General features: G+C 55.1%; 17 protein-coding genes and 1 other annotated feature. Of the genes, 3 read left to right on the top strand and 14 right to left on the bottom strand.

Annotated features, from left to right (window positions below; genetic code table 11):
- The coding region (locus tag GXX34_05920) for an ABC transporter permease (GenBank protein ID HHW07056.1) at nt 1-751 on the bottom strand (751 nt) is incomplete at its 3' end.
- 16 nt (nt 752-767) lie between these two features.
- Nucleotides 768-1823 carry an ABC transporter substrate-binding protein gene (locus GXX34_05925; GenBank protein ID HHW07057.1) on the bottom strand — a complete coding sequence of 352 codons (1056 nt, stop codon included), beginning with the start codon at nt 1821-1823 and terminating at the stop codon, nt 768-770.
- 169 nt (nt 1824-1992) lie between these two features.
- Nucleotides 1993-2246: a binding site (T-box leader), on the bottom strand.
- 217 nt (nt 2247-2463) lie between these two features.
- Between GXX34_05925 and GXX34_05930 the strand changes: the two genes are divergently transcribed.
- Nucleotides 2464-3033 carry a LemA family protein gene (locus GXX34_05930; GenBank protein ID HHW07058.1) on the top strand — a complete coding sequence of 190 codons (570 nt, stop codon included), beginning with the start codon at nt 2464-2466 and terminating at the stop codon, nt 3031-3033.
- Nucleotides 3034-3052: 19 nt separating this feature from the next.
- Nucleotides 3053-3862: a TPM domain-containing protein gene (locus tag GXX34_05935; GenBank protein HHW07059.1), complete on the top strand. Its 810-nt coding sequence runs from the start codon at nt 3053-3055 to the stop codon at nt 3860-3862.
- Here the strand turns inward: GXX34_05935 and GXX34_05940 are convergent.
- The 5 genes from GXX34_05940 to GXX34_05960 all read right to left on the bottom strand — a co-directional run bounded on the left by GXX34_05940 (nt 3859) and on the right by GXX34_05960 (nt 8323).
- Nucleotides 3859-5202, bottom strand: a complete 1344-nt coding sequence (locus GXX34_05940) for a ferrous iron transporter B (protein ID HHW07060.1) — start codon at nt 5200-5202, stop codon at nt 3859-3861. The genes GXX34_05935 and GXX34_05940 overlap by 4 nt on opposite strands.
- Before the next feature lie 2 nt (nt 5203-5204).
- On the bottom strand, nt 5205-5981 hold the full coding sequence (locus tag GXX34_05945) for an iron transporter FeoB (protein ID HHW07061.1): 777 nt from the start codon (nt 5979-5981) through the stop codon (nt 5205-5207).
- A 40-nt stretch (nt 5982-6021) separates the two neighbouring features.
- Complete coding sequence (locus GXX34_05950; GenBank protein HHW07062.1) at nt 6022-6258, bottom strand: ferrous iron transport protein A; 237 nt, start codon at nt 6256-6258, stop codon at nt 6022-6024.
- Nucleotides 6259-6589: 331 nt separating this feature from the next.
- Nucleotides 6590-7465, bottom strand: a complete 876-nt coding sequence (locus GXX34_05955; GenBank protein ID HHW07063.1) for a class I SAM-dependent methyltransferase — start codon at nt 7463-7465, stop codon at nt 6590-6592.
- Between the two features lie 204 nt (nt 7466-7669).
- Entirely contained in the window at nt 7670-8323 is a 654-nt protein-coding gene (locus GXX34_05960; GenBank protein ID HHW07064.1) for a DUF3786 domain-containing protein, read from the bottom strand.
- A 199-nt stretch (nt 8324-8522) separates the two neighbouring features.
- Between GXX34_05960 and mntR the strand changes: the two genes are divergently transcribed.
- Nucleotides 8523-9014, top strand: coding sequence for a transcriptional regulator MntR (gene mntR / locus GXX34_05965; GenBank protein ID HHW07065.1), 492 nt, complete (start codon nt 8523-8525; stop codon nt 9012-9014).
- 1 nt (nt 9015) lies between these two features.
- Here mntR and GXX34_05970 read toward each other — a convergent pair whose 3' ends face one another.
- The 7 genes from GXX34_05970 to GXX34_06000 all read right to left on the bottom strand — a co-directional run bounded on the left by GXX34_05970 (nt 9016) and on the right by GXX34_06000 (nt 15489).
- On the bottom strand, nt 9016-9942 hold the full coding sequence (locus GXX34_05970) for a cation transporter (protein ID HHW07066.1): 927 nt from the start codon (nt 9940-9942) through the stop codon (nt 9016-9018).
- A gap of 152 nt (nt 9943-10094) precedes the next feature.
- Entirely contained in the window at nt 10095-10751 is a 657-nt protein-coding gene (locus GXX34_05975; GenBank protein ID HHW07067.1) for a DUF3786 domain-containing protein, read from the bottom strand.
- A 47-nt stretch (nt 10752-10798) separates the two neighbouring features.
- Nucleotides 10799-11368, bottom strand: coding sequence for a flavodoxin family protein (locus GXX34_05980; protein HHW07068.1), 570 nt, complete (start codon nt 11366-11368; stop codon nt 10799-10801).
- Between the two features lie 55 nt (nt 11369-11423).
- The gene (gene polX / locus GXX34_05985) at nt 11424-13148 is read right to left on the bottom strand and encodes a DNA polymerase/3'-5' exonuclease PolX (protein HHW07069.1); all 1725 of its coding nucleotides are present in this window, start codon (nt 13146-13148) and stop codon (nt 11424-11426) included.
- A gap of 24 nt (nt 13149-13172) precedes the next feature.
- Nucleotides 13173-13742: a xanthine phosphoribosyltransferase gene (locus GXX34_05990; GenBank protein ID HHW07070.1), complete on the bottom strand. Its 570-nt coding sequence runs from the start codon at nt 13740-13742 to the stop codon at nt 13173-13175.
- Between the two features lie 85 nt (nt 13743-13827).
- Nucleotides 13828-14124, bottom strand: a complete 297-nt coding sequence (locus GXX34_05995) for a hypothetical protein (protein HHW07071.1) — start codon at nt 14122-14124, stop codon at nt 13828-13830.
- Between the two features lie 9 nt (nt 14125-14133).
- Nucleotides 14134-15489: a hypothetical protein gene (locus GXX34_06000; GenBank protein HHW07072.1), complete on the bottom strand. Its 1356-nt coding sequence runs from the start codon at nt 15487-15489 to the stop codon at nt 14134-14136.
- Nucleotides 15490-15765: the final 276 nt, after the last annotated feature.

Below are 15765 nucleotides of genomic sequence, written 5' to 3' on the forward strand. Positions count from 1 at the left end.
CCCGGTAGACCAGGGAACCGCACGCCACCGCCACCAGCGTCCGCAGCAAAGTACGGGTCCCCACCAGCATTTCACCGATGATCACCGCCGCCAGACCGGCTACGATGGTACCGACGCCCATGCCGATATCGGCAAAGCCCTGCAGCTGCGCAATTACCGCCCCCGTCAGGGCCACCAACCCGTTGCCCAGGCTTAAACCGATGATTTTCATGGCATTCACGTTAACGCCCAAGCTCTTGATCATGGTTTCATTGTCGCCGGTAGCTCTAAGAGCCAGTCCCAGCTCCGTCTGGAACAACCAATACAGGAGCACCAACACCACTACCACTAGTAGCAGGCCAAACAGCAGCCACTGGTACTGGGACGGCACCCCCAGGACAGCCAGGTCATCTGCCACCGTATCCGTTCCCAGCAAGGGCAGGTTGGCCCGGCCCATAATTCTCAGGTTAACGGAATAGAGGGCCGTCATGGTCAAGATGCCCGCCAGGATGGGGGTGATTTTGAAATGGGTGTGGAGCACCCCGGTAACCACTCCGGCGACCGCCCCGACCACCAGGGCCGTCACCAATCCCAGCCAGGGACTGTACCCGGCGGTAATGAGGACGGCGGCAATCGCCGCCCCCAAAGGATAGCTCCCGTCCACCGTTAAATCAGGGAAATCCAGGATGCGAAAAGTCACATATACTCCTAACGCCATTACTCCGAAAATCAGCCCAAGTTCTGCCGCGCCAATTAGTATCTTGATGATCAAAGGATTTCACCTCAAACTAGTTCTCTATAATTTCCACCGCTTGATCCAGTATGCTTTGCGGGATCTCAATGCCCACCTGTGCCGCGGCACTCAAATTGACGATAACTCCCAGGTCTGCTTGGGTTTCCACCGGGATCTCAGCCGGCTCGGCCCCGGCCAGAACCTTCAGGGCCTGCTCACCGGTCTGTCTCCCCAACCGGTAGTAGTCCACACCGACAGTAGCCACGCCGCCTCTGGCTACCGAATCCCCTTCACCGGGGAACATGGGAATCCGGTTTTCGTAAGAAACTTTCACCACCGCTTCCAAGGCGGACACCACGGTGTTGTCCGTCGGCACGTAGATGGCGTCTACTTTCCCAACCAGGGATTGGGCCGCTTGCAGCACTTCGCTGGAATTCGTCGGGGTGGCTTCCACCACCGTCAAGCCGTGCTCGGCGGCATATTGCTTGACTTCTTCAGCTTGAACAATGGAGTTTTGTTCCCCGCTGTTGTAAATCAAGCCAATTCGCTGGAGCTCCGGCAGCACCTGCCGCACAAAATCCAATTGGGCCGCAATGGACACATAATCCGAGGTGCCGGTCACATTACCGCCGGGCCGTTCCAAACTCTCCACCAGGCGAGCGGACACCGGATCCGTCACTGCGGTAATGAGAATGGGAATATCTTTCGTGGCATTGGCCATGGCTTGGGCCGTCGGGGTAGCAATCGCCAGGATCAGGTCCGGCTGGTCCTGGGCAAACTGCTGGGCGATGGACTGGGCGATGGTCATATCTGCCTGGGCATCCTTGTGGACCACCTGTAGATTAACGCCTTCCTCGTAGCCGTTCTCTTTCAGCACATCAAGAAACCCTTGCCGGGCGGCATCCAAAGACGGATGTGCGACAAATTGGATGATTCCCAAAGTTACCAATTTTTGTTCTTCTTGAATTCCTTCCGGAGCCCCGCCCGTATTGTCCCCCGGCGTACCGGTACTGGAAGACTGACCGCCGCAGCCGGCCACACCGAATAACGCCAAACCTAACACCATCATGCAAACCAGGATCCTGCGTACTTTAAGAGACAGTCTAAGCATGTTCATGTTCCTCCTTTATCATCGGCTAAACTGGGTTTATGTCAAGCAGATCAATCCCTGTGATGAGACTTCCTCCCCCCTCACCCCCTTAACGCATGAATGAACTTCACACCCGGGTTATGTTCTCACTTTGTAAAGATGGTAACAATAAGAAAAGGCTTTTCGTCCCCTTAGGGACGAAAAGCCTTTCTTTTCGCGGTACCACCCTAGTTGACAGCACATGCTGCCCCCTTTGTGCAAGGTACGGGATTGCTCCGATACCCCTTCCTTGTAACGGCGGAAACCCGGCTAAGGCTACTCATCGGTTCACCCTAGCAGTTTAGAAGGGAACTTCGATTAGCTTCGTAATGAAGGTGCTTCCAGTCACGACACCTTCTCCCTGGAATACTCCACTAACCTACTTTCCTTCCGCATCACTTTTCACAATTTTAGCCTAACTGTCACGCTTGGTTAATAGTATAGAACCGATGGCCCATCCTGTCAAGACTCCGGCCGGGAATTTCACGCCTGGCCCCCGGCCGCTACTTCTTGCCAAATACAACCAAGTCCCCGGTGACCGTGTTTCCTGCCAAGCCGTTCTTGTAACGGTTGGCCGCCTGGTTTACAATTAAACTGACAACCGTTAAAGGAGGAATGATGCTTGAAGGGGAAAGGGCTCTTAATTATCATTATCGCACTGCTCCTCTTGGTAATCCTGCCCGTTTTCGGCAGCTACAACAGCCTGGTGGCGCTGGAAGAACAGGTCAACAACCGGTGGTCCCAAGTGGAAAACCAGCTCGCCCGGCGTGCTGATTTGATTCCCAACCTGGTAGAAACGGTTAAGGGCTATGCCGCCCATGAGAGCGCTATCTTTACCGAAATCGCCGATGCCCGGTCCCGTTTGATCGGTGCGGGCAATGTGGCAGAAAGAATTGAAGCGGAAAACCAATTGTCCGGCGCCCTGTCCCGGCTGCTGGCAATTGCGGAAAACTACCCCAACTTAAAGGCAGATGCCAATTTCCGCCAGCTGCAAGATGAATTGGCCGGTACGGAAAACCGCATTGCCGTGGCTCGCAAGGATTACAATGATGCCGTCACCGCTTACAACACCCGGATCCGCCGCTTCCCGACGGTGCTTTTTGCCGGGTTGATGGGCTTTACACCGAAAGTCTATTTTGAAGCCCCTGAAGGTGCCCAGCAGGCTCCGATCGTGGACTTCAGCACCAACTAAAAGAGGGGAAGTGGCATTCTTGCGGAAAAACAGCCTGCTGATCGCTATACTGCTGGTTCTTAGCCTGACCGGTGGGGCCCTGGCGGCTCCGCCGGTCCCCCCGGCCCCTAATCCGGCCCGGCCGGTGAATGATTTTGCCGGGATGCTGGAGCCGGATCACATCAGTCGCATGGAAGGGGTGGCCCTGGCCCTGAAAAAAGCCAGCGGTGCCGACCTGGTGGCAGTAACCGTGGATAACTTAGGCGGGTACACCATCGAGGAATATGCTTTGGAATTGTTTCGTACCTGGGGCCTGGGAGACAAGGAGCAGCATAACGGGGTGCTGCTGCTGGTCAACAAAGAGAACGTTTTGGCCGACCGGAGCGGTCGGGTGCGCATCGAGGTAGGCTACGGCCTGGAAGGTGCCATTCCCGATGGGAAAGCCGGGCGGATCCTGGACGAATATGTACTGCCGGCCTGGGCTAAAGGCAGTTTCAGTGAAGGTATTTACCATGGTTATATGGCCCTGGCGGCAGCCATTGCGGAGGAATACGACATCGATTTGAGCCGGGCGGAGGAACTGGCCGGGCTCAGTGATTATCAAACGGCTCCGGAAGACGAGCTCTCCTTGGGAACAATTATCGTCATTTTAATTATTATCCTGATCATTGCCGGCCTGCAGTCCCAACAAACTCGCAGGCGTCCACCCCGCCGCCGTTCCTTCTACGACGACGATCACTGGGGCGGCCCCTTTATCAGCGGGGGCGGTTTCGGCCGCGGCGGTTTCGGCGGTGGCGGCTTTGGCGGTTTTGGCGGCGTTTCCTCGGGCGGCGGGGGAGCCAGCCGTTAGGCCAGCCCCAACCAGCGAACCACTTGTGTAAGCAGGAAACAGAGACCGAGGCCTACCCCGGTAGGGATGACGAAGGCCAGGGCAGTCCATTTCCTGCTTTTTGTTTCTTTCAGGATCGTTAACAGCGTAGTGCCGCAAGGAAAATGAAACAGGGAAAACAGCATCACATTGACGGCGGTGAGCCAGGTCCAGCCCTGCCGGACTGCCAGCAATTCGCGCAACTCGCTGATACTTTCCATCTCCATTAAGCTGCCGCCGGCCAGGTACCCCATCAATATCAACGGCACCACAATCTCATTGGCAGGCAGCCCTAAAATGAATGCCAGCAAGATGATCCCATCCAAGCCGATGGCCCGGGCAAAAGGATCCAACCAACCTGCCGCATGCTGGAGTAACGGAACGCCGCCGGCGTCAATATTGGCCAGCAGGTAAATGACCAGTCCCGCAGGCGCTGCCACCAGCACCGCTCGGCCAAGGACAAAGATGGTACGGTCCAAGAGGGAACGAACAATGACTTGCCCAAGCAGGGGTTTGCGAAAGGGAGGCAGTTCCAAGGAAAAAGTAGACGGGACGCCCTTTAACAACGTTTTACTGAGCAAGTGGGAAACCAAGAGAGTCACCGCCATGCCCAGTAATACCACGGCCAGCACGATCATGGCTACGCCCAGGCTCCCCAGAGTCCCTGCCAAGAAGAGAGTGGCCATCAGGATCAAAGTGGGAAACCGGCCGTTGCAGGGGACGAAATTGTTCGTGAGAGTGGCAATCAACCTTTCCCGCGGCGAATCAATGATGCGGCAAGCCACCACCCCGGCCGCATTGCAGCCGAAGCCCATGCACATGGTCAAGGCTTGTTTGCCGTGAGTGCCGCATTTTTTGAATAGATAATCCAGGTTAAACGCCACCCGGGGCAAGTAACCGAAATCTTCCATCAAAGTGAACAGGGGAAAAAAGATGGCCATGGGCGGCAGCATCACCGAGACCACCCAGCCTAAAGTGCGGAAGATCCCTAAGACCAACAGGTTCACCAACCCTGCCGGAACGTGAAGCCAAGTCAGCAGCCTTAACAACCCCTCTTCCCCGTAAGCGAAAAGTCTAGCCAGCATTTCCGACGGGTAGTTGGCTCCCACAATGGTGATCCAAAAGGCCAGGCCCAGCAAAAAAACCATGGTGGCAAAACCGGTGACCGGTGCCGTCAAAAAGTCGTCCAGCTTGGTCTCCCAGGTCTTCTCCGGGTTAGTTTTTCTCACGGCCTTGCGGACAATCTCCTCTGCTTCCCGGTACAAAGCCGCTACCACCCGGTCCCTGACATCGTTGGCATCGGACAGGTACCCTGCTCTCATGTTCACCCCTCCAGCACCGCACGGAAAGAACAGGCTTTCCCTGCTGCCCCAGGCTGCGGCAAATGAGCCAAAATGGTCCCGTCCCCTTCCAGGAGCCTTAACGCCAGCCATCTAGGGTTAATGTTGGGATAAGCATTTAACGGGAGTTCCCGCTGCAGCGCCTCCACCGCCGCTTCCAGGGAGGGATCGTACTTTACCTGACGCGGGTTAGGCTGGAGACTACCCGTCGACACCCGGTAAATGGTCTCTTTTAACGCCGCCAGACCCATCCCGTTTCTGGCCGCCGTGCCCACCACCGGTACACCTAACTCCCGGCTGAGTATTTCCAAATCAACGGTAATGCCTTTCCGCTTTGCTTCATCCAGCAGGTTCACACAAACCACAACCCTGGGCGTGATCTCCAGCACTTGTAACACCAGGTTTAGATTGCGCTCCAAGCACGTTCCATCGGTCACCACCACCGTGACATCGGGGTGGGCAAAACAGATAAAATCCCGGGCTACTTGCTCTTCCACCGAATTGGCAAACAAAGAATAGGTGCCCGGTAAATCGATCAACGTGTACTGCCGTCCCCTGTATTGATAATATCCCTGGGCTTTTAGGACGGTTTTGCCGGGCCAATTACCCGTATGCTGGTGCAGCCCCGTTAACCCATTGAAGATGGTGCTCTTTCCGGTATTGGGATTGCCTGCCAGGGCAACCACCGGTCCCGGTTCATCCATCTTGCCGGTTTGTTCCTTCCAAATATTCATACCCGTACAATGTTTGGATAATCCCATCCTCTCTTTCTCCTCCCTCAAGACATTTGAGTGCCAGGCATCAAGGGGATAAGTCTCCCACCAGAATAAAGCCGGCTTCCTCCCGGCGCAGTGCCACCACCGCACCTCGCACCAGGTAAGCCGTGGGATCGCCCCAAGGCGCCCGGCGCACGACGGTAACTATCGCACCGGGCACAAAGCCTAAATCTAACAGCCGCCTTCTTAACAGGCCGGGAGCAGTCAGCTCTGCTACCCGGGCGGGTTTGCCGGCCGGCCATCGATGCAATGGCGTGATCATGCTTTTCGTCCTTTCTCTCCGGGTAATATAGCGGCGGGAAATAAAGTTACCCGCCGCTAACTTAATCCATCATATGAAAAAGCCCGGCAGGGAGTTACTGCCGGACTTATGGCCGTCAATAATAACGGCCACCGGTGTGCACCGGGGCTGAATGGGAGTAAAATTATGAGAGCAAGGGATCCCCTGACGGAGCTCAATCACCAAGCGCAGGAGATGGGGCTGTGTTTCCGTGGCGCCTCAGCTAGACCGTAAAAGCTATCTGGACCCGATAAGATGACATGTAAATGCCGGCTTAACAAAAAACTGTGCCCGGCCACCAAGTGCCGCCGGGTTATACCTCCCATACCATGAGACCCAGGTGGCTTTTCACTTCTTCTTTCACCAAGCCGTCCACCGCTTCTTCCTCCAACACTTCCCGGATGACCTGCCAGTAATGGCCGGGCAAATCATTGAACCTGGCAAACCAGTCGCACATCCTGGCCTCCATCACGGCAATAGGTTCAATGTTTTCCCAATTACTGGCGATAAACTTCAGGTGCGGATAATAGCCCATCGTATACAAGTAATTCCACGGCAAGAAAACATCCATCGCGTGCAGGTTCCTGGCCCTGCCCATCAGCCTTTGCCAGATTTTATGCTGCAGGTTGTTTTTTCTTTCCCCGGCGAATTTACTCAAATAGCAATGTTTTCGGGAAGCGGCCATCATCTTCCTTAAGGTGGGAACATCTTTCACCCCGGGTACCACGGAAGCGAACACCAGGTCAAACTTGCCCCGCCATCCTAAGGCGTCCAGGTCCACATCTTCCCAGGGAACCGCCATATAACTGATATTTCCTAATCCCTCAGCTTCCGCTCTGGTTTTCACAATCTCCAGCATTTGGGGCGCAGGGTCCAGCGCCACCACCTCTTTGGCCACCTTAGCCATGGGTATCGTATAGTTGCCCGGCCCCGAGCCAATATCCAATATGGTGGCTCCCGCGAGATCGACGCCACAATCGGCTAGGAAACGAAAAACCGCTTCCCGCTTGGCGATGTTGTTCTGGTTACGGGCGGTGTTCTCGGCAAACTGCTGTGCTCGATTATTCCACATGGCAATGGATTTATCCCGGTCCAGGGGCTGCTTTTGTTGGGGATCGCTGTTATGCCATAATTCTTCCCAAAATGCCGCCTGTCTTACCTTATCTAACATGCTGTCTTTGAGGTCCATGTCTTCCCCTCCAATGCCGTAACTGAGATTGCCGGCAGCGCCATCCGGGCCCTAAAGCATGCCAACCGGAAGCAGCTGGTACCGGCCTTTAACTATAAGGATGCCCAGGAGTACCGGAAGCCAGGTAGGATGACCCTTCCTAGTTTCTGCAACAGTCCCGTCATCTCCTGCCGCCTGACGAGGTCAAGGGCAGAGGTAGGCTCGCTACGGGTGGGCACGCTTGCCTGCCAGGTAGAGGAGCCTTCTTACCAAGCCGATGGCCAGGGAAAAAAGGGTTGCCGTATCTGCTTGCATGGTAGCCGTGGTATTAAAAAGAATCGTGCTGTGGGCAGGGAACTCCTCATCACCTTCCCAGAGGCCAATTTGCAGCACAATCCTGGGCAGCACGGCAAAACGATATCCCACATCCCCCAAACTCACCGGCCGGCCTCCTAACTTAGGTGCCACCTGTTGAAACGCTTTTAAATCATTGCCAAATCCCTTGGCTAAAGCCTCAATGGCTTCCGGGATGAAGACGTTCCAGTGGTGGGGCGCCGCCGACAGCTCTTTGAAGGTCTTCCATTCGTCCCTTTCCTGCACTGCCACCGCATTAACCAGGTAGTTCAAGAGCACAATCTGGTCTTTCACCGGCACTGCTTGCCCGGTGGTCTTATTGCTGATTTCCCCGCCGGGATAATTGATCTGTATTTCCTCCCCGTAGTAAGGAAGCACAAACACTCCTCCCCCATCCCGGGCCATAAACGCGGCACCACTGGTTTCCGCCAGCTGCTCCGGATTCGTTACCCGGCGAAAGACCTCTAGGATTTCCTGCCGTGCCTGCAGGTGGCCTAGAGCGGCATTGGTTAAGTTTTCAGCCACAAGTTATCCCCCCTCAGTCTTTTTAATTGACTTCTATCATTTTTGTAAAATACCTTCAATCTTAGTTAATATTCTTACTATTTGCTGTTATTGATCTTGCTCAATTGTTGCCGCCGGCCGGCCTCTGCCGGCAGTAAAGATATTTGTCTTTAATGAATATGTTTAGACTAACAGCAAGAAAAAAACCAAGGAGGCCCCCATGAACCACAAAGACAAATTCCATACCGTGCGCGGTTACGCCCTGCAGAATCAAGGCAGTCAAGACCTCACGCCCAGTATGGAAGATTACCTGGAAATGATTTACCGGTTGTCCCGAGACAAAAAGTATACCCGGATCAACGATTTGGCGGTGGCTCTCAACGTCCAGCCGCCCTCGGCCACCAAAATGGTCCGGAGGCTGGCCAAAGCCAATTACCTGAAATACGAACGGTACGGCGCGGTGGAATTAACTCCGAAAGGGGAAGAGATGGGTGCCAAGCTGCTGAAACGGCATCAAACCCTGGAATCTTTTTTTCGCTTGCTGGGAGTCACGGAAAACCTGCTGAAGGATACGGAAAAGATCGAACACAGTCTCAGCGAGGAAACCTTGAACTGTATTTCCGTCTTTATGGAATTCACCAGGACCCACCCGGAAATCATCAAGCTGTTCCACCAGTACTTGCAGGCAAACAAGCACAAACTTAAGACCTGAATCAGATTTTAGGTTCAATATGAATGGAGACAGACGCCCCTAGTTTCCTGCTGATCCTTTCCTCCACCAGATCACTGATTTGGTGGGCTTCCACCACATCCAGCTCCGGGGCCACTTCCAAGTGGGCCGTCACATATTGCCTGGGGCCGTACTCATGCAGTTCAATGCGATGGATACCTAAAACTCCTTCGACCTCCATGGCACAGTCTGTGATCGCCGCCACCATTTCTTCCGGCGGCCTGCGGCCCAGCAGCCGGTCCGAACAGTCCTTGCCGATCTCGTAAGCGGTAAACAGGATCAGCCCGGAAACGATTAAACCCAGGACAGCATCCACCCTCGGGTAACCCAGCAACACTCCTAACAGTCCTATTCCCACCCCCAGGGAAGCAAAGGCATCGGTCCGGTGATGCCATGCATCTCCCAGCAGGGCAGCGGAATCAATCTTTTCCGCCAGGTACTTGGCAAACCGGTACATCCATTCTTTGATCAAGGCGGAAATCAGGATCGCTCCCATCACCAGCAGGTTATAATCCACCGCTTGCGGCCTCAGCAGCCTTTCAACGGATTCCTTGCCAAACTCCAACCCCACCAATCCCAGCAAGACGGCAATGATGAGAGTAGCAATCTGCTCCGCCCGGCCGTGGCCAAAAGGATGTTCATGGTCCCCGGGTTTGCTGGCCACCTTGAAACTCACCAGCACAATGGCGGAAGTAATAACGTCGGCCAGGGTGTGCACCGCATCAGCAATTAAGGACACACTGTTTATAATGAGGCCGAAGAACAGCTTCATCCCAAACAGCAGGATATTGACCAGGATACTGACCCAGCCCTCTAAAAACCCGTATTTCTTTCTTACCTCTGGAGCATCCACCTGCTCGTAATCTTTCACAAAAAGCCGGAGTAAGAAATCGGCAGACCACTTCCACACAATCATTTCCCCCCTGGGACAAAAAAAGCTGTGGGGTAACCCAATCCCACAGGTTGAATGACTCCTGCACGGCTACACCACTCACGGCCCGCCTGCAATTAATCATCATAAAGTACAACGTTATATTATTGTACGTTAGTACCGCCCCATTGTCAACTCACACCGCCCTCGAGCTTGCGAGCCTGGTGCAGCAGCCTCCGGCTCAGGTCAATCCCGATCATATATAAGGTGGCCGTATCCAACTGCATCACACAGTTCTCATTAAATAGTATATTGGCCTGCGGCGGGAACTCCTCATCTCCGGCCCGCAAAATCACCTGCAGATCAATCCTGGGCAGTACGGCAAACTCATACCCTTGATCACCGGCGGCGATGCGCCTGCCCCCTAAGGCCTCGGCCGCCGAGGCGAAAGCGTCTAAATCATGACCGAAGCCCTTCACCAGCGGTTCCAGGGCCTCAAGCACAAAAGGGGCCCAGTGATGATATCCCTGGGGCAGGTCCTTAAAGGTTTTCCATGCCTCTCCCTTCGGCACGGGAACCGCTTGCGCCATGTACAGCAGGATGCATGTCTGCACACTGGCAGGCACCCGGGCTGTTTCATCCGCAGCGGCTGTAATCTTACCTTCGGGATAAGAAATATAGTAATCCGCACCGCAATAGGTAAGGACAAAGCGCCCTTTTTCCCCGCCTGGATCCCCTTGGAAAGAAGCGCCGGTGTTCTCCGCCATCCGGTGCGGGTTGGGCTGCTTTTGAAATTGTCTTAAGGCCTCCTCATAGGCAGGCCGCCAGTTACCCGGCACATCATTCATTCTTTCTACCCCCTCATGCTTTCATGATGAGCAGGGCCAAAGGACGTTCAGCTTTCCAACTTCTTGATCAACTTAGCTACATTACCGGCAAATCTTTTTGCTACTTCAAAGCCCTCGGTGTCATTGAGCGCTTCCCCGGGATTCCTGCCGAACACAATATTCCAATAAGTGGAGCCGGGGACGATCATTTCATTAATGAAATAAAACATCAGCATTTCCTGGTAACTGCTGGTCAGTCCGCCCCTCCGCCCGACAGCAATGGGCCCCCCGACCTTCCAACTGAGCCAGCGGCCGTTATGGCCGGACACCATACCAATGCGCTGCAGGGCGGACATTAAATCGCCCCGTGCCGTACCGAAGTACACCGGCGCGCCTACAATGAGACCCTGCGCCTCTTTTACTTTTTCCATAATCTCATTCAAGCCGTCGTCCAGGGAACATTTGCCCAGTTCCCCGCACCTGTAACAAGCAATACAGGAGCGAATCTGCTTATTATGCAGGGAGATGATCTCCGCTTCCAAACCTTCCTGCCGGATGACCTCACCGCAAGCTTCCAGTACCAGCATGGTGTTTCCCTTTGCCCTCGGGCTTCCTGACAGCAAAATAACTTTAGCCAATGTGATTCCTCCTTTAACCTCATGGGGCCCGGTTAGCTTAAACTCCATATCCGCCTTAACCGGCCCACCGGCTGCGGCGTTCTTCCAAGTATCGTTTCATTTTTCTCGGACCCATGGCATTAAACACGTCTCCCGCTTCCAACCAGCCCTTACGGGCCATCAACACTCCATAAAAGGTATGATCCAGGTCCTCTACCCGGTGGGCATCCGGATTGATGCTCACCTTCACACCCAGTTCTTTCGCCCGCCGGAAATACCGCCAATCCAGGTCCAGTCTTGCCGGTGAAGCGTTGAGCTCCACCGCCACCTGGTATTGACGCAAAGCCGCCAAAACCGCTTCCATATCCACCCGGTACCCTTCCCTGGCCAACAGCAGCCGGCCGGTGGGATGGCCGAGAATCGTCACCGCCGGGTGGGAAACGGCCTTCAATAACCGTTCCGTTAGATCTTTGCCCGGCTGGAAATGATGCACGGAAGCGATGACGAAATCAAACAAAGCCAAGATTTCATCATCGTAATCCAAGGAGCCGTCGGCCAAAATGTCAGCCTCAATACCTTTGAAAATCAGGATTTCCGGGTACTTTTCCTGCAGGGACCGGATTTCCTCATGCTGGCGGCGGATATCGGCCTCTTTTAATCCCCCGGCATAAAAAGCCGATTGGCTGTGGTCAGCAATCCCGATGTAGCGGTAACCCTTTTGCACCGCCCCGGCCACCATCTGCTCCAGGGTATGGCTGCCGTCACTGTAGTCCGTATGCACATGGAAAACGCCTTTGATGTCTGTCATTTCTACTAAATGAGGCAGTCTTCCTGCCAGGGAGGCTTCAATTTCTCCCAGGTTTTCCCGGAGCTCGGGAGGAATATAATCCAGGCCCAGGGTCCGGTATAACTCCTCTTCATGGCCGCACCGTAATAACTCATCTCCGTGAAAGATGCCGTACTCATTGACGGTCAGCTTCATGTTTTTCGCCAGCTCCTCCAGCGCCTCAAGATGAGCGCGGCTGCCGGTACAATGGTGCAGGGCATAGACAAACTGGTGCGGTTCGACCACCAGCAAATCCGCCGTGATCCCGCTTTGGAGCTTCACCCTGGCCCTGGCATCTTCCCGGGCCACTACCTCTTCCACTTGCGGCAGTCCAATGAAATAGGCCGTTACCTGCGCCGGCTCCCGGGCACCGGCCACCAGGTCCACATCCTTCACAATTTCCCCGGCCCGCCTGATACTGCCGGCAATTTCGGCCTCCACTACCCCCGCATGGTTCTTCAATTCATCCAGCATTTCCACAGCTTGGGACCAGGCCTCATCCAGCCGGTAATGCCCCTGAAACCGTTTCAGGTATTCGATCCCGGCCAGCAGTTTCTCCTGGGTCTTGGCCCCAAACCCTTTGAGGGTGATTAAACGGTTTTCCTTACAGGCATATTCCAATTCACCGATACTGGTGATGCCCAATTCCCGGTATAGAACCCTGGCCTTTTTCGGTCCTAGGTTCGGTATTCTTAACAACTCCAGCACACCGGCGGGAATGGCCGCTTTGAGTTCTTCGTGGTACTGCATGCGGCCGGTGGTCACCAGCTCGGTAATGTTGGCAGCCAGTGTCTTGCCGATGCCCGGCAATGCTTCCAGCTTCCCGTCCGCCACCAGCTGCTCCAAGTCTTCCGTGAGCATTTCCACGGTGCGGGCCCCGTTATAATAGGCCCGGGATTTAAAAGGCTGCTCTCCGCTTAATTCCAGGAGCACCCCTATCTCATGTAAAACTGCCGCTACCTGTTTTTGATCCACCTGTGCCACGGGGGTCCCCCCTTATTAAGCAAATTCAACCCGCCCGTCATGCATGCTCTTGATCTGGACCAGGGACTCGACCCGGATCCCCCTGTCCCTCAACTGCTGCCCCCCGCTTTGGAATAGTTTCTCAATGACAATCCCTACTCCTACCAGCTGGGCACCGGACTGCTCCACGATGGAAACCAGGCCTTGGGATGCTTCCCCGGTAGCCAGGAAGTCATCGATAATTAAGACCTTGTCCTCCGGCTTTAAATAGGTATCCTGGACCACGATGTCGTATGTCTCCTGCCTGGTATAAGAATAGACGGTCCCGGAAAAGACGTTGCCTGATATGGTGGTAGCTTGTTTCTTTTTGGCAAAGACCACGGGAACCTTCAGCACCAGGCCGGTCATCAAAGCCACCGCGATCCCCGATGCCTCCACGGTCAGCACCTTGGTAATCTCTTCCCCGGCAAACCGCCGCTTAAATTCCTCGCCAATGGCCACCATCAACATGGGATCAATCTGGTGATTAAGAAAAGAATCCACTTTTAGAATGACATCTGATAAAACCTGGCCTTCCTGCAGAATTCTTTCTTTCAAGAGTTCCATGGAATTGCTAATGCCTCCCAATATACGAAAATTTACTTAAGATTATATTTTATTGTTCGGAAAATGTAAAGGGATGTCCCGGTTGTTACCGGTGCCTGGCCACCCGGTCATCCAAATACAGGATAAAAGCCAATACTTTAGCCACTGCCTCGTACAGTTCCGGGGGCACCGGGCGACCCAGTTCCACCTGAACCAGGCTTTGCACCAGCTCCGGCTCCTCGTGAATAGGTACACCGGCTTCTTTGGCCTTGGCAATGATGTTTTCCGCAATAATTCCTTTCCCTGCCGCCACCACTTTGGGTACCGTATCCCCCCGGTCCTCATGGTAAGACAGGGCTACCGCCTGCCGGATCCATTTTTTAGGCTGCTCTTTGTTCGTCATGATCCACCCCTACAAACGCACATCTAACCTTTGCGGCACGGCCGGTTCCACAAATTTCTGCCACCAGTCATCTTTCTCTTCTTTCCCTACCAACCGGCATGGCAGAATATGAACCCGCCATGGCAAGCCTTCCAGCATGGCGGCTAAATCGGGCATGTATTGATTAAAGGCTTTTTGCGCTTCTTTCGTTTCCACCGCTAACTGGACCGACAGGTAATGCCCGTAAAGGCGCAGGTCCCCCAGGATGTCACCCAGCCGGGGCGTCTGGGTTTTAATCATCACCTGGCGGCCCGGTTCCCCCGGCCCGGTTCCTCCACTGGGATCTTGGAAAAAGGACAGGAAAAAGGGACTGCTTTCCGAACGCTGGGGCCAATGGAGCCATCCCATCACATAGCTGTGCCCCGCTTCCGTGTGTCCTAAATGAAGCAGTTGGAGCCCCGTCAGCACCTGCAGGAGGTGCTTCAGCGCCGGCATCGCCTCCCCGGGCTGCCCCTGACCTGCCGTTTCCCCCTGCACCACCTGAAGGAGGATTTCTTTCAAGGATAGGTGCTCCACCCGGCTGGGATCCCCAGCTTGGGGGACCGTTGCCCGGTCCAAACCCCCGGCCAGCAACCGGGCCTCATAATCCAGGCCAAGCCGGTCAGGCAAAGCCGCCAGTTTGGCCCCTGCTCCTTCTTCTCCTGCTGTGATAGACAACTCAGCCAAAAGCTGCGCCGGCACTTCCTTGGGGATACCCCCGCCTAGCCTTTGGGCCAAGCTCTCCGCCAGCACGCTTATATTGGAAGCTTGCTGTCCTCCCTGAAAACCTGCCTTCTCCCCCGCTTCCCCGGCAAATAACTGCATGAGGGCCTGCAGGGCCGCAGCGTGGCTCTGCTGCAAACCCTGCCCCTGGGCGAATAACCGCACCAGCGCCTGCACTTCCCCCGGGCTGGGGTTACCACTTAACAACCTGCCCAGCAGCAGGAAAGACTCCTTCCCAATGTCCCCGATACCGTTTGCCAACAGTGCCCGGGCCAGGAGCACATGGCCCGGACTCTGGGGTAGATGATGCCGCCACAGGAGTGCTTCCGGCGTAAGCCTGGCCGGTACGTCTCCACCGGTACCGGCTGGTTGGTCCGGGACCAGCTGAAAAACCATCCTGCCCTCTCCCAGTTCCACCACCTGCAAGTTAACTGTCTCCCCGGCCTTAAGGGGCACCTGGGTCTGGGCTTCCACCCGGTGACCCCGGATCATCAGCACGACTTCTTGATGGGTCACATCCCTGACCAGGGCCCGGACCACTTCCCCCGCCCGCAGCTCCACCAGGGTGTTGCCCGATTGGATGATTCCGACCGGGGTACTGTCCCCGATCACTCCTACCGGCATCCTGTTCCCCCCTTCCACGGCTTTGGTTTCCATTTCGCCTCCAAGCCATGGATTCCCTTCCTTCCCATTAACGAAAAAGCCCGTCGATGATGAGACGTTCCCGAACTGTCTAGGAAAAAGCGTTTGGTGTTAGTCGAAGGCTGCATAGGAGCAAAAATCAAAAGAGCGAAGGAGCCCGAGGGACAGTGCCGACCTCTGAGCACCGGCAGGTGCGAATGGGAGGCACCCGAGGGCGACTGAGCTCATCCCCAAAATGGGCTCCCTGCAGCCATCGAC

It is taken from the genome of Clostridia bacterium, assembly GCA_012840125.1.
GTDB lineage: Bacteria > Bacillota > DULZ01 > DULZ01 > DULZ01 > DULZ01.